The following is a 14,620-nucleotide window of genomic DNA, read 5'->3' as shown; positions in this document are numbered from 1 at the left end:
TCAGTTTAGGGGGGCCTTGAAAGGGTGGGGCAACCGGACGGACGGACTTTGTACGCCATCAGAATGGCCGGACATCCTGATGGTGGGACATCGTGCTCTTCTCTCCCTCAACTTGACGTGTGTCGAAGGGAAACGGTTGCCCACCGATCCCTTACGGGTGAGCCTGGTCCGGCCTTATGGGTGAGCCTCCCCGCGGATCACGGCGAGCACGCCGTCCAGCTCATCAGGTTTCACAAGAACGTCACGAGCCTTCGAGCCCTCGCTGGGCCCGACGATGGAGCGCGACTCCATCAGGTCCATCAGCCGGCCGGCCTTCGCGAAGCCGACGCGCAGCTTGCGCTGCAGCATGGACGTGGACCCGAACTGGGTGGAAACCACCAGCTCCGCGGCCTGGCAGAGCAGGTCGAGATCGTCGCCGATGTCCTCGTCGATCTCCTTCTTCTGCTTGGTGCCGACGGTGACGTCGTCGCGGAAGACGGGCGCCATCTGGTCCTTGCAGTGCTGGACCACCGCGTGGATCTCGTCCTCGGTGACGAAGGCGCCCTGCATACGGGTGGGTTTGTTCGCGCCCATCGGCAGGAACAGTCCGTCACCCTTTCCGATGAGCTTCTCCGCGCCGGGCTGGTCGAGGATGACGCGGCTGTCGGCGAGCGAGGAGGTCGCGAAGGCGAGCCGCGAGGGCACGTTCGCCTTGATCAGACCGGTCACGACGTCCACGGAGGGGCGCTGGGTGGCCAGCACCAGGTGGATGCCGGCCGCGCGGGCGAGCTGGGTGATGCGCACGATCGAGTCCTCGACGTCACGCGGCGCGACCATCATCAGGTCGGCGAGCTCGTCGACGATCACAAGGAGGTACGGATACGCCTGCAGCTCCCGCTCACTGCCCTCGGGCGTCTTGAGCTTGCCCTCGCGGACGGCCTGGTTGAAGTCGTCGATGTGCCGGTAGCCGAAGGCGGCGAGATCGTCGTAGCGCAGGTCCATCTCGCGGACGACCCACTGGAGCGCTTCGGCCGCCTTCTTCGGGTTGGTGATGATCGGCGTGATCAGGTGCGGGATGCCCTCGTACGCGGTGAGCTCGACGCGCTTGGGGTCGACGAGGACCATCCGGACGTCCTCGGGCGTCGCTCTTATCATGATCGAAGTGATCAGGCAGTTGATGCACGACGACTTTCCGGAGCCGGTGGCTCCGGCGACCAGGATGTGCGGCATCTTCGCCATGTTGGCCATGACGTAACCGCCCTCGACGTCCTTGCCGAGCGCGACCAGCATGGGGTGGTCGTCCTCGGCCGCGTCCGCGAGGCGCAGCACGTCACCGACGTTGACCATCTCGCGGTCGGTGTTCGGGATCTCGATGCCGACCGCGGACTTGCCGGGGATGGGCGAGATGATCCGGACGTCCGGGGACGCCACCGCGTACGCGATGTTCTTGGCCAGCGCCGTGATCTTCTCGACCTTCACGGCGGGGCCGAGCTCGATCTCGTACCGCGTGACCGTCGGGCCGCGCGTGAAGCCGGTGACGGAGGCGTCGACCTTGAACTCGGTGAACACGTTCGTCAACGAGTGCACCACCGCGTCGTTGGCGGCGCTGCGGGACTTGCCGGGGCCGCCGCGCTCCAGGAGGTCGAGCGAGGGCAGCGAGTACGTGATGTCCCCGGAGAGCTGCAGCTGCTCGGCGCGGGGCGGCAGCTCGCGCACGGGCTCGGGGGCGGGCTTGGTGAGGTCCTGCACGGCGCTCTGAGCGGGCTCCTGCGGCTTCTTCCTGAGCTTGCCGGGCACCGGGGCGTCCGTGGCGCGCGCGGGCGGTACGGGCGCCGCCTGCTCCTGCTCCTCGCGCTGTCCGCGCTCCTCCCGCTCCCCCGAGACGCCCTGCGTCAGATCGGCGACCAGGGGCGAGGGCGGCATGCCGTGCAGTACGGCGCCGTCCAGGGCGGCGGCCGCGGCGGCCGCCACGTCCACGGCGTCCATCGGCCGGTCCATGTCCGGCTGCACCGGGGTCCTGCGGGGCCTGCGGCGCTTGGAGAGCGCGTCCTCCTCGGCCTGGTCGGGGCCGTACCCGTCGGGGCCGTAGGCGTCGGGGGCGGGAGTGCGCCGGCGCACGGGACGCGCGGGCAGCGCCTCGCGCCACTGCTCGTCGTAGCGCTCGTCGTCGTACGTGTACTCCTCGGCCTCGGGCTCCGGCTGGAGCAGCCCGAGCCGGGTGCCGAGCAGCCGCAGCCGCTGCGGAATGGCGTTGACGGGCGTCGCGGTGACGACGAGCAGCCCGAAGACGGTGAGGAGCACCAGGAGCGGAACCGCGAGGATCTCGCCCATGGTGAAGATCAGCGGTGTGGAGGAACCCCAGCCGATCAGTCCGCCCGCGTCCCTTATCGCCTGCATGCCGGAGCTGCGGGCGGGCGAGCCGCACGCGATGTGGACCTGCCCGAGGACCCCGATGACCAGGGCGGACAGGCCGATCACGATGCGGCCGTTCGCCTCGGGCTTCTCCGGGTGGCGGATGAGGCGTACGGCGATGGCGCCGAGCAGCAGGGGCACCAGCAGGTCGAGACGCCCGAAGGCACCGGTGACCAGGACCTCGACGAGGTCGCCGACCGGACCGCGCAGATTCGACCAGGTACCCGCGGCGACGATCAGCGCCAGACCGAGCAGCAGCAGCGCGAGACCGTCCTTGCGGTGCGCCGGGTCGAGCCCCTTTGCGCCACGCCCTATGCCGCGGAACATCGCGCCGACGCCGTGCGCGACACCCAGCCAGATCGCGCGTACGAACCGGTACAGGCCCCCCGTGGGGCTCGGAGCCGGCTTGGGCGCGGGCTTCTTCGCCGCGACCTTTCTGGCCGGCGCCTTCTTCGCGGGCGCCTTCTTCGCCACGGCTTTCTTCGCGGGCGGCTTGGCGACGGCCTTCTTCGCCGGAGCCTTCGCCGGCGCGACCGCCTTCTTCGCGGGCGTCTTCTTGGCTGCGGACTGACGTGAGGCCATGGGTGTGAGGTTACCGTTGTCGACCTCTGCGGACACGTGTGCCCACTGCTTCACCCGTTTGTGTCGCCCCTGCGGTGGCGCGTAACTGACGGGGGCTCACCGCGCTCACGCGACACGAAACCCCGTCAGTGAGGCTCCGTGCCGCGTCAGTTCTGCGAGGGGACCGAGGGAGCTCCGGTGCCGGTGCCCGGCTCCAGGGCGTCGAGGGCCCGGCGCAGGCCGGTCAGTTTGCGTTCGAGATGGGCGGCGGTGGCCACCGCGGCCGCGTCCGCCGACTCGTCGTCCAACTGCTTGGACAGCGCCTCGGCCTGCTCCTCGACCGCCGCGAGGCGCGCCGAGAGCTCGGCGAGGAGTCCCGCCGGTTCCTTCGTGTCGCCGACCGCGGCCTTGCCGCCGCCTTCGAGCTGAAGGCGCAGCAGAGCCGCCTGCTCACGCAGTTGGCAGTTCTTCATGTACAGCTCGACGAACACCGAGACCTTCGCGCGCAGCACCCACGGGTCGAACGGCTTGGAGATGTAGTCCACCGCGCCCGCGGCATAGCCGCGGAAGGTGTGGTGCGGCCCGTGGTTGATGGCGGTGAGGAAGATGATCGGGATGTCCCGCGTCCGCTCCCGCCTCTTGATGTGCGCGGCGGTTTCGAAACCGTCCATTCCCGGCATCTGGACGTCCAGCAGAATAACCGCGAAGTCGTCCGTGAGTAGTGCTTTGAGCGCTTCCTCCCCGGACGATGCCCGCACCAGTGTCTGATCGAGCGCAGAGAGGATGGCCTCCAGCGCCAGCAGATTCTCCGGCCGGTCATCGACCAGGAGGATCTTGGCCTTCTGCACCATGGCCCGCCCTCCTCGCCCCGGCGAAACACCGGGCGCCGCCCCAGAGGACGACTCCCTAGCGTCGCCCGTCCTTGTGCCGGTCATGGTAGCCGCACCCCGCCTGTCGCCACACCCTGTCACCGCGATGTCACTGTGCACGTAGCAGAAACGCGGTGGGAGACCAGAAGGTTCCCCGAATACCGCCGTTCTACACGACCTCGGCCACACTCTGTCAGCAACTGCGTGTGACGAAGCCGGTTCTCGGTCACTGAGCGCGCATCCACTGCTCCATCACCGACAACAGGTGATCCGGGTCGACCGGCTTCGTGACGTAATCGGAAGCTCCCGAGTCGATCGCCTTCTCCCGGTCGCCCTTCATCGCCTTCGCGGTGAGCGCGATGATCGGGAGCCCGGCGAACTGCGGCATCCTGCGGATCGCCGTCGTCGTCGCGTACCCGTCCATCTCGGGCATCATGATGTCCATCAGAACGACCGTCACGTCGTCGTGCTGCTCCAGCACTTCGATGCCCTCCCGGCCGTTCTCCGCGTACAGCACCGCCAGGCCGTGCTGCTCCAGGACGCTGGTGAGCGCGAAGACGTTGCGGATGTCGTCGTCGACGATCAGGACCTTCTCGCCGCCGAACTGGAAACCGGGCCGCGCCGCAGCCGGTGTCTCCTGCCCCAGGGACGGCCACTGCTCCTGCGGCCGCTGCTCCTGGGGGCGCTGTTCCGCGGACCCGGCGGGCGACTGCCCCGGCAGGGACGTGGGCTCCTGCGCGGGCGCGGGACGGCGCCGCCTCCGGAAGAGCGCGGCAGGCCCCGTGGACGTCTCGTGGTGCGGCGGCGCCGCCTCCTGCTGCGCCGTGTCCTCGGACGCGGGCGCCTCCTCCAGGGCGGGCAGTTCGCGCGGCTGGGGCGCGGGCGCCAGCTGCGTGTAGCCCTGGGGCGGCAGTTCGCTCGGGTGCAGCGGCAAATAGAGCGTGAAGGTGGAGCCGCGGCCCGGCTCGCTCTGCGCGTGGATCTCACCGCCGAGCAGCCGCGCGATCTCCCGGCTGATCGACAGCCCGAGACCGGTGCCGCCGTACTTCCTGCTCGTCGTGCCGTCGGCCTGCTTGAACGCCTCGAAGATGACCCGCATCTTGCTGGCCGCGATGCCGATGCCGGTGTCCGTCACCGAGAAGGCGATCAGGTCGGCGTCCGCGTCCCGCAGCGAGCCCGCCTCCAGGAGCTGTTCGCGGATGGCGTTGGGCACGTCGTTGTTGGCGTGCCGGATCACCAGCTCGACCGCTCCGGAGTCGGTGAACTTCACCGCGTTCGACAGGAGGTTGCGCAGCACCTGCAGCAGGCGCTGTTCGTCCGTGTGCAGCGTGGCGGGCAGTTCCGGAGAGACCCGTACGGAGAAGTCGAGTCCCTTCTCCGCGGTCAGCGGCCGGAAAGTGGCCTCTACGTAGTCGACGAGCTGGACGAGGGCGATGCGCGTCGGGGAGACGTCCATCTTGCCCGCCTCGACCTTCGACAGGTCGAGGATGTCGTTGATCAGCTGCAACAGGTCCGAGCCCGCGCCGTGGATCGTCTCGGCGAACTCGACCTGCTTGGGGGTGAGGTTCGCGTCGGCGTTGTCGGCGAGCAACTTGGCGAGGATCAAAAGGGAGTTGAGCGGCGTGCGCAGCTCGTGCGACATGTTGGCCAGGAACTCGGACTTGTAGCGCATCGAGACCGCGAGCTGCTCGGCGCGCTCCTCCAGGACCTGCCTGGCCTCTTCGATCTCGGTGTTCTTGACCTCGATGTCACGGTTCTGCTGGGCGAGCAGCTCCGCCTTCTCCTCCAGCTCCGCGTTGGAGTCCTGGAGCGCCTTCTGCCGGTTCTCCAACTCGGCCGAGCGCTCGCGCAGTTGCTCGGTCAGCTCCTGCGACTGCTTGAGCAGCACCTCGGTCTTCGTATTGACGCTGATCGTGTTGACGCTCGTGGCGATCATCTCGGCGATCTGGCTGAGGAAGTCCTTCTGGATCTGCGTGAAGGGCTGGAAGGCGGCCAGCTCGATCACGCCGAGGACGGTCCCCTCGAAGAGCACCGGGAGCACGATGACCTGCGCGGGCGGCGCCTCACCGAGCCCGGACGCGATCCGCAGGTAGCCGGAGGGCGCGTTCTCCACGAGGATCGTGCGCCGCTCCTTGGCGGCCGTCCCGATGAGGGTCTCGCCGGGCCGGAAGGACGTCGGCATGGACCCCATGGAGTAGCCGTAACTGCCGAGCATGCGCAGTTCGTACGCGTCCTCGTGATCGCCCCCGCGGTCCTGGCCGTCGTCCGTGGGCAGCGCCAGGAAGAACGCCCCGTGCTGCGCGGAGACGACCGGTGTCAGCTCGCTCATGATCAGCGAGGCGACGTCCTCCAGGTCGCGGCGGCCCTGCATCAGGCCGGAGATCCGCGCCAGGTTGCCCTTGAGCCAGTCCTGTTCCTTGTTGGCGAGGGTCGTGTCGCGCAGGTTCGCGATCATGGTGTTGATGTTGTCCTGCAGGACCTGGATCTCGCCCGCAGCGTCGACCTCGATCTTGAGGTTGAGGTCGCCGCGGGTCACCGCGGTGGCCACCTTGGCGATGGCGCGCACCTGCCGGGTGAGGTTTCCGGCCATCTCGTTCACGGACTCGGTGAGGTCCCGCCACGTGCCGTCGACGTCACGCACGCGTGCCTGGCCGCCCAACTGGCCTTCCGTGCCCACCTCGCGGGCGACCCGGGTGACCTGCTCGGCGAACGACGACAGCTGGTCGACCATCGTGTTGATGGTGGTCTTGAGCTCCAGGATCTCGCCCCGGGCATCGATGTCGATCTTCTTGGTGAGATCACCCTTGGCGATCGCCGTGGTGACCATCGCGATGTTGCGGACCTGACCGGTCAGGTTGGACGCCATCGAGTTCACGGACTCGGTGAGGTCCTTCCACGTACCGGAGACGCCCGGCACGCGTGCCTGACCGCCGAGGATGCCGTCCGTACCCACCTCGCGGGCCACGCGCGTGACCTCGTCGGCGAACGAACTCAGCGTCGTCACCATGGTGTTGACCGTGTCGGCGAGCTGCGCGACCTCGCCGCGCGCCTCGACCGTGACCTTCTTGGTGAGGTCGCCGTTGGCGACCGCCGCCGAGACCTGGGAGATGTTGCGCACCTGGCTGGTCAGGTTGTTGGCCATCAGGTTGACGTTGTCGCTCAGGTCCTTCCAGATGCCGGTGACACCCGGCACGCGCGCCTGACCGCCCAACTGGCCCTCGGTGCCCACCTCGCGGGCCACGCGCGTGACCTGCTCGGCGAACGACGACAGCTGGTCGACCATCGTGTTGACCGTCGTGACGAGTTCGAGGATCTCGCCCTTCGCGTCGACGGTGATCTTCTTGGAGAGGTCGCCCATGGCGACGGCCGTCGTGACCTCGGCGATGTTCCGCACCTGCAGGGTGAGGTTGTTCGCCATGCCGTTCACGGACTGCGTGAGGTCCTTCCAGGTGCCCGAGACGCCCTGGACCTCGGCCTGGCCGCCCAGGATGCCGTCCGTACCCACCTCGCGGGAGACCCGCGTGACCTGCTCCGCGAAGGCGGAGAGCTGGTCGACCATCGTGTTCAGGGTGTTCTTCAGTTCGAGGATCTCGCCCCGCGCGTCCACGTCGATCTTCTGCGACAGGTCACCACGCGCCACCGCCGTCGCCACCTGAGCGATGTTGCGGACCTGCGCGGTGAGGTTCCCGGCCATGCCGTTCACGGAGTCCGTCAGATCGCGCCACACACCGGCCACGCCGGGCACCTGCGCCTGACCGCCAAGGCGCCCCTCCGTGCCCACCTCGCGGGCCACCCGGGTCACCTGGTCCGCGAAGGCGGAGAGCTGGTCGACCATCGTGTTGATGGTGTTCTTCAGTTCGAGGATCTCGCCCCGCGCGTCGACCTCGATCTTCTGCGACAGGTCACCGCGCGCCACCGCGGTGGTGACCTGCGCGATCTGGCGCACCTGTGACGTCAGGTTGCCCGCCATGAAGTTGACGGAGTCCGTGAGGTCCTTCCACGTACCGCTCACACCGTCCACCCGGGCCTGACCGCCCAGCCGGCCCTCGGTGCCCACGTCGCGCGCCATCCGCGTGACCTGGTCGGCGAACGACGACAGCTGGTCGACCATGGTGTTCACGGTGTTCTTCAGCTGGAGCATCTCGCCGGAGACGTCCACGGTGACCTTCTGCGACAGGTCACCGTTGGCCACCGCCGTCGTCACCTGCGCGATGTTGCGCACCTGTCCGGTGAGGTTGCGGAAGGCGGTGTTCACCGAATCGGTGAGGTCCTTCCACGTACCGGCCGCGCCCTGCACCTGCGCCTGGCCGCCGAGCTCGCCCTCGACGCCGATCTCCCGCGCCACGCGCGTCACTTCGGAACCGAAGGCGGAGAGCTGGTCGACCATCGTGTTCGTGGTGTTCTTCAGCTCGAGCATCTCGCCCGCGACGTCCACGGTGACCTTCTGCGACAGGTCACCGTTGGCCACCGCCGTCGTCACCTGCGCGATGTCCCGCACCTGCGTGGTGAGGTTCCGGAAGACCGTGTTGACCGAGTCCGTCAGGTCCTTCCAGGTGCCCGCCGCGCCCGGCACGTTGGCCTGGCCCCCGAGCTGGCCCTCCGCGCCGACCTCGTTGGCCACGCGCGTGACCTCGTCCGCGAACGTCCGCAGCGTCTCGGTCATCTGGTTGATCGTCTCGGCGAGCTGGGCGACCTCGCCGCGCGCACTCACCGTCACCTTCTGCGACAGGTCGCCGTTCGCGACCGCCGTCGTGACCTGGGCGATCCCGCGCACCTGGGCGGTGAGGTTGCCCGCCATCAGGTTCACCGAATCGGTGAGGTCCTTCCACACGCCGGCCACACCGGGCACCTGCGCCTGACCGCCGAGCTCACCCTCCGTACCGACCTCGCGGGCCACGCGCGTCACTTCGGAGGAGAACGACGAGAGCTGGTCCACCATCGTGTTGACGGTGTTCTTCAACTCCAGCATCTCGCCCGCGACATGGACGGTGACCTTCCGCGACAGATCGCCCTTGGCGACCGCCGTCGTCACCAGCGCGATGTCCCGCACCTGAGCGGTCAGGCGGTACGCCATGGTGTTCACGGAGTCCGTGAGGTCCTTCCACGACCCGGACATCCCGCGCACCCTGGCCTGCCCGCCGAGCTTGCCCTCGGTGCCGACCTCGCTGGCCACCCGCGTGACCTCGTCCGTGAAGGTGGAGAGCTGGTCGACGAGGTTGTTGACCGTCCGGCCGACCTTCAGGAACTCCCCGCGCAGCGGATGGCCGTTCCCGTCTATCCCCTGCGCCCGCAGCTCCATGCGCTGCTCCAGGTCGCCCTCCGCCACCGCGGAGAGGACCCGGCCGACCTCGGACACGGGGCGCACGAGATCGTCGACGAGCGCGTTCGACGCGTCGATCGCCGCCGCCCACGAGCCCTCGCTCGCTCCCGCCTCGAGGCGCTCCGTGAGTTTTCCCTCACGTCCGACCATGCGCCGCACCCGCGAAAGCTCACCGGTCAGGTGCAGATTCCGGTCGGCCACCTCATTGAAGACAGCCGCGATCTCCGACATCACGTCGTCGCCGGAGACGGTGAGCCGCTTGCGGAAGTTGCCGTCCCGCATCGCCACCAGGGCCGCGAGCAGCCTGTTCAGAGCCGCCGCATCCACGGAAGCCGTCGTCCCGTTGCGCGGTTTGCGCTGTTTGTTCAGGGACTGTCCGTCTTTCGCGCGCGTGTGAGTGCCCCGCGTCGCTGCGCCAGACTCCACTGTGTCCCTCCCGCAAGGGTCGACCGGTACTGCTCGGGTTTTACTGGGCTGCCTCCATGAAGCTTGCCCAGTGTTTCACCATGGCCGAACCAGGCCATAACAGTTCGGCAGCTTCGCACACCGTCCGCACACCCTCCGGGCGGAAACACTGACGACCGGCATCAGCATGGACGGCGAAGGTAAGTAACCTTGCATCCGGCTGTCCAACCACCCCGGTCCTGCCCGGCCAGGGCGGTGGTACACGAACAAGCGGGCATCGGAGGGGCGGCCGTCACCATGGGTTCGGGAGAACTGGGCGTCGATACAGTCGACACACTCGATACTGTCGATACTCGTACGAGGAGTGCTGTGATCACCGCGCGTGCGGCTGCGACCTTCGAACCCGTCGGGCGTTCCGTCGCGACGGCCCGCTCCTTCGTACGCGACACCCTGCAGGGCTGGGGCTTCTCGGACATCGTCGACGACGCCGTCGTCCTCACCAGCGAGCTGGTCACCAACGCCGTGGTGCACGCCGGCACGGCCGCCGACGTCGAGTGTCTGCGCAGCGACGACGCCGTACGCATCGAAGTCTCCGACCACTACCCGGAACGTGAGATCCCGCTCCAGCAGTCCTCGGTCAACATGGGCAGCCCCGACCGCGAGGGCGGCCGCGGACTCCAGCTCTGCGCGGCGCTCGCCACCCGCTGGGGTGTCGACTACACCCCCACCCACAAGCAGGTCTGGTTCCAGCTCGACCTGCCCCACCGCCCCGTCGGCACCCGCTCCGCGGGCCCCTCCCTGCCGGCCGCGCTGCTGCCCATCGCCGACGGCAGGGTCCGCGTCGCCGTCATCCAGATCGACCGCCTGGGCGCCATCTCCGCCTGGAACGAAGACGCCGAGGACCTCTTCGGCTACGGCTCCGAGCAGGTCATGGGCAAGCCGCTCAACGACCTCGCCGCCTGGCCGCACACCCCGGGCACCAGCACCGGCATCGCCGAGGCCCTGCAGCTCTCCCGCTGGGAGGGCAGCTACGGCGTCCGCGGCGCCGACGGCTGCGTGATCCCCGTCTACGCCTCGCACCTGCGTGTCCGCGACGCCGACGGCGAACCCTCCACGGTCTGCCTGCTCGTACGCGACGACGAGCGCGCCGTGCTGCAGACCCCGCTGCGCGGCGCACCTCCCGAGCCGGGCACCCGCAGCGAGCCGCACGCCACGGACCCCTTCGAGGTGTTCATCGGCTCCCCCGCCCCGGACGACCTCGACGGCCTGCTCCAGCGCACCGTCGAGCGCGCCCGCGACATGCTCGACGGCGACGCGGCCTTCCTGCTCCTGGCCACCGACGACGAGACGGAACTGGAGGTCCGCGCCTCCACCGGCCTGCCCTCGGCCCGCCAGCGCTTCGCCCGCGTCCAGGTCGAGTCGGCCCCCGGACGGTACGGCTCCGCACGCATGCCGGCCGTGCACGAGGACCTCACCGTCGTCCCCGGCGCGGTCCCCCTGCTCGCCGGCACGGGCATGCGCTCCGTCGTCACGGTGCCGCTGAAGGTGGAGGGCCGCCTCACCGGCTCCCTGGGCGTCGCCGCCGAAGCCTCCGGGCGGTACTCGAACGAGGAAGCCCTGCGCCTCCAGTTCGCCGCCGACCGCATCGCCCTCGCCGTGGAGTCCGCGCGCCTCGGCGAGCTGGAACGGCTCCGCCGCGGCTCGCTCTCCTTCCTCGTCGAGGCCTCCGACCTCCTCGCGGGCACCCTCGACCGCGACCAGACCCTGGCCCTCATGGCCCAGATGACGGTCCCGACCCTCGCCACCTGGTGCGCCGTCTACACGATCGCGGACCAGTCGGCCGAGCCCTACCTCTCGTACGTCCTGCACGAGGACGAGGAGCGCATCGACGGCCTCAAGGCCCTGCTCTCCAAGATCTCCCCGCCGGACCCCGTCCCCACTCCGGGCGCCCGCGTCTGGGCGGCCCCCTCCGAAGCCGCGCACCAGGCCGCCCTGCGCACCTCCATGCGCAGCCTGGGCCTCGGCGAGCCCATGACCCTCGGCTCCGGCATCGGCACGACGCTCTCCACCGCCTCCGCGGTCGGCGGCGAGACCGTGGTCCTCCCCCTGGTCGCCCGCAACCGCGTCATCGGCATGCTCACGCTCGGTAAGCCCGCCGACGAACACTTCCGCCAAGAGATCCTGGAATTGGCCGAAGATCTCTCCCGCCGAGCGGCCCTGGCCCTCGACAACGCCCGTCTCTACTCCGAGCGCATGGCGATCAGCCAGTCCCTGCAGCGCAGTCTGCTGCCGCCGGGGCTCCCGCAGGTCCCGGGCGTCGAGGTCGACGTCATCTACCGCGCGGCCGGCGAGGGCAACGAAGTCGGCGGTGACTTCTACGACCTCTTCCCGATCCGCGACGGCGCCTACGGCTTCGCGATCGGCGACGTCTGCGGCACCGGCCCGGAGGCCGCGGCCGTCACGGGCCTCGCGCGCCACGCGCTGCGTCTCCTGGCCCGCGAGGGCTTCGGCGGCCCCGCCGTCCTGGAGCGCCTCAACGCCGCGATCCTCGACGAGGGCGCCCGCAGCCGCTTCCTGACGCTCCTGTACGGCGAGCTGTGGCCGCAGGAGGACGGCTCGGCGGTCCTCAAGGTCGTCTGCGCGGGCCACCCGCTGCCGCTCCGCCTGCGCCAGGACGGCACGGTCGAGCCGTACGCGGAACCGCAGCCGCTGCTCGGCGTCATGGACGATCTTGAACTGTACGAGCAGACGATGACGCTGGACCCGGGCGACGTCCTGCTCTGCGTGACCGACGGCGTCACCGAGCGCCGCGAAGGCACCCGCATGCTCGGCGACGACGGCCTCGCGGACGTCCTCACCACCTGCACCGGCCTCACGGCGGGCGCGGTCGCGGCCCGCATCATGCGCGCGGTGGAGCGCTTCGCGACGGACGCGCCCTCCGACGACATGGCGATCCTCGCGATGCGCGTGCCAGGACTGCAGAAGGACTGAATGTCCCGGGGCGCCACTCGGTGCCCCGGACTCTCACCACCACCACAACGACAAAGGCCCCCGCCCAACCGGGCGGAGGCCTTCATTACTTGAGCCCCCAAGCGGAATCGAACCGCTGACCTTCTCCTTACCATGGAGACGCTCTACCGACTGAGCTATAGGGGCCTGCCGCCCTTCGGGGGTTTTCCCCGCGGCAACGGAATAGATCATACCCGAAATCGAAGGTGCCTCGAACCGCTTCGCCCTCTGGACCGCCCGCACCCGCACTGCCACGCTGCGGCCATGCCGACCCGCCCCGGTACCCCTCCGCTGTACGCCTTGCCCATAACCGCCATCGCCCTCCTTCTCCCCCTGGCCGCCTGCGGTTCCGCTGACGACAGCAAACACCGAGCACCCACCGAGAAGCCCACAGCCACAGAGGCCCCGCATCCCGGAGACCAGCGGATCACGATCCCCTGGAAAGGCGAGAAACGCGTCTACACCGTCCACGCCCCACCCGGATTCACCCCCGCCGACGAACTCCCCCTCGTCATCGCCCTGCACCCCTACCCGGGCGACGGCAAAGCCGCGGCCGCCATCAGTGGCCTCAACACGAAGGCCGACAAAGAGAACTTCCTCGTCGCCTACCCCGACGGCCTCGACAAAGGCTTCAACGCCCTGCTCTGCTGCGGCACCGAGGACGACGTGGGTTTCATCCGTACGATCACGAAGCGGCTCACCGGCGCCTGGAACGCCGACCGGAACCGCGTCTACGCCACCGGCATCTCCAACGGCGCCGACATGTCGTACAGACTCGCCGTGGAACTCCCGGACATCTTCGCGGCGATCGCACCGGTCAGCGGCGGCTATCTCGGCACCGCCGCGGACGACCCCACCTACCTACCGAAGACCCCGGTCTCGGTGATCACATTCCTGGGCGCCCTCGACGAACACCACACCGCGATGGACGAGGGCATCAAGACATGGCAACGGCGCTTGTCCTGCGAGCCGGGAAAACCCACCAGGCTCATGAACGACATCCAGAAGACCACCGCGACCTGCCGCGACGGTTCGGACGTGGTCGTCTACCGGCTGGCCCGCATGGGCCACTCCTGGCCGAACGGCGCGGGCGGCGGAATGTCCGACCCGACGGCCGGCATCAATGCCACGGATGTCATGTGGGAATTCTTCACATCCCACACCAGGAAGACGCCGTAGCGCCTCAGAACGCCGGCTGGAGGAGTCCGCCGAGCGCATTGCACGCGGAGACGACGCGCTGCAGATCACGCCGCGACATCGCCGGGCCCGCCGGCAGCGCCAGCGTCTCGTCCGCGGCCCGCTCGGTCTCGGGCAGCCGCACGTCCCGCCAGAACCGCGGCATGCGGTGCACCGGCGTCTTCACCGGCACCCGGCAGTCAACTCCCTTGGCCCGTACGGCGCGTGCGAAGGCATCCCTGTCGGGCCGCCCGTTCCCGGGCACACGCACCACGTACTGGTCGTAGCTGTGCCCCTCGTCACCGGCGGGCGTCACGACACCACTGAGACGACCGCTGAGATACGCGGCATGGGCCCGCCGCAGCGTCAGCCCGTCGCGCGGGCCACCCAGCGGGGAAGTCTCCGACTCGCCCTGCTCCAGGACGAGCAGCCCGTGACGCTGCCCCAGCTCCCGAAGCCTGCGCACATCGGCCTGGATCCCGAAGCGGTGCACGACGACGACGGCGGCCGTACGCGTACTCACCACGGCGGCAACGGCGTCCGGGTCGAGGCAGTACGAGGCCGGATCTATGTCCGCGAAAACGGGCACCGCTCCGGCGAGGACCACGTCCTCGGCCACCTCGGCGTTCCCGTAGGCCGGCACGACGACCTCGTCGCCGGCACCGACACCCGCGGCGCGCAACATTCCAACTGTCCCCATGCCTTCGGATGTTGGCTGCGCAACGTGAACGGCAAGTAACGCAAAACAAAAAAGAGCTGGTCCCTGAACCGAAGTTCAGGGACCAGCTCTTATCAAAATGAGTTCGGCGGCGTCCTACTCTCCCACAGGGTCCCCCCTGCAGTACCATCGGCGCTGTGAGGCTTAGCTTCCGGGTTCGGAATGTAACCG

The 14,620-nt window shown here is 69.1% G+C and carries 6 protein-coding genes, 1 tRNA gene and 1 rRNA gene; 2 read left to right on the top strand and 6 right to left on the bottom strand.

Annotated elements, in window-relative coordinates:
- Positions 1-174: 174 nt before the first annotated feature.
- The 3 genes from ACZ69I_RS18095 to ACZ69I_RS18085 all read right to left on the bottom strand — a co-directional run bounded on the left by ACZ69I_RS18095 (position 175) and on the right by ACZ69I_RS18085 (position 9,567).
- The gene (locus tag ACZ69I_RS18095) at positions 175-2,973 is read right to left on the bottom strand and encodes a DNA translocase FtsK (RefSeq protein ID WP_470833174.1); all 2,799 of its coding nucleotides are present in this window, start codon (positions 2,971-2,973) and stop codon (positions 175-177) included.
- Between the two features lie 146 nt (positions 2,974-3,119).
- A complete protein-coding gene (locus ACZ69I_RS18090; RefSeq protein ID WP_470833173.1) occupies positions 3,120-3,803 on the bottom strand; it encodes a response regulator in 684 nt (227 codons plus the stop codon).
- 244 nt (positions 3,804-4,047) lie between these two features.
- The gene (locus ACZ69I_RS18085; protein WP_467676982.1) at positions 4,048-9,567 is read right to left on the bottom strand and encodes a HAMP domain-containing protein; all 5,520 of its coding nucleotides are present in this window, start codon (positions 9,565-9,567) and stop codon (positions 4,048-4,050) included.
- 348 nt (positions 9,568-9,915) lie between these two features.
- Here ACZ69I_RS18085 and ACZ69I_RS18080 point away from each other — a divergent pair, with 348 nt between their 5' ends.
- Positions 9,916-12,537 carry a SpoIIE family protein phosphatase gene (locus ACZ69I_RS18080; RefSeq protein ID WP_470833171.1) on the top strand — a complete coding sequence of 874 codons (2,622 nt, stop codon included), beginning with the start codon at positions 9,916-9,918 and terminating at the stop codon, positions 12,535-12,537.
- A 92-nt stretch (positions 12,538-12,629) separates the two neighbouring features.
- Here ACZ69I_RS18080 and ACZ69I_RS18075 read toward each other — a convergent pair.
- Positions 12,630-12,702: transfer RNA gene (locus ACZ69I_RS18075), tRNA-Thr, on the bottom strand.
- Positions 12,703-12,855: 153 nt separating this feature from the next.
- On the opposite strand from ACZ69I_RS18075, the gene ACZ69I_RS18070 reads away from it, so the two are divergent.
- A complete protein-coding gene (locus ACZ69I_RS18070) occupies positions 12,856-13,734 on the top strand; it encodes a CE1 family esterase (protein WP_470833169.1) in 879 nt (292 codons plus the stop codon).
- A gap of 4 nt (positions 13,735-13,738) precedes the next feature.
- On the opposite strand, the gene ACZ69I_RS18065 is transcribed toward ACZ69I_RS18070, so the two are convergent.
- Both ACZ69I_RS18065 and rrf read right to left on the bottom strand, forming a co-directional pair.
- Positions 13,739-14,416, bottom strand: a complete 678-nt coding sequence (locus tag ACZ69I_RS18065) for a DegT/DnrJ/EryC1/StrS family aminotransferase (RefSeq protein ID WP_470833482.1) — start codon at positions 14,414-14,416, stop codon at positions 13,739-13,741.
- A gap of 116 nt (positions 14,417-14,532) precedes the next feature.
- A 5S ribosomal RNA gene (rrf, locus tag ACZ69I_RS18060) occupies positions 14,533-14,620 on the bottom strand; the annotation flags it as partial.

This window comes from Streptomyces sp. NPDC036815, from assembly GCF_055609205.1.
The sequence above is the reverse complement of the archived record's forward strand: the minus strand, read 5'-3'. Positions and strand labels throughout refer to the sequence as shown.

Bases quoted from the DNA above. Each gene is read 5' to 3' on its own strand.
- ACZ69I_RS18095 (WP_470833174.1), bottom strand. From the start codon at position 2,973: ATGGCCTCACGTCAGTCCGCAGCCAAGAAGACGCCCGCGAAGAAGGCG.
- ACZ69I_RS18090 (WP_470833173.1), bottom strand. From the start codon at position 3,803: ATGGTGCAGAAGGCCAAGATCCTCCTGGTCGATGACCGGCCGGAGAAT.
- ACZ69I_RS18065 (WP_470833482.1), bottom strand. From the start codon at position 14,416: ATGTTGCGCGCCGCGGGTGTCGGTGCCGGCGACGAGGTCGTCGTGCCG.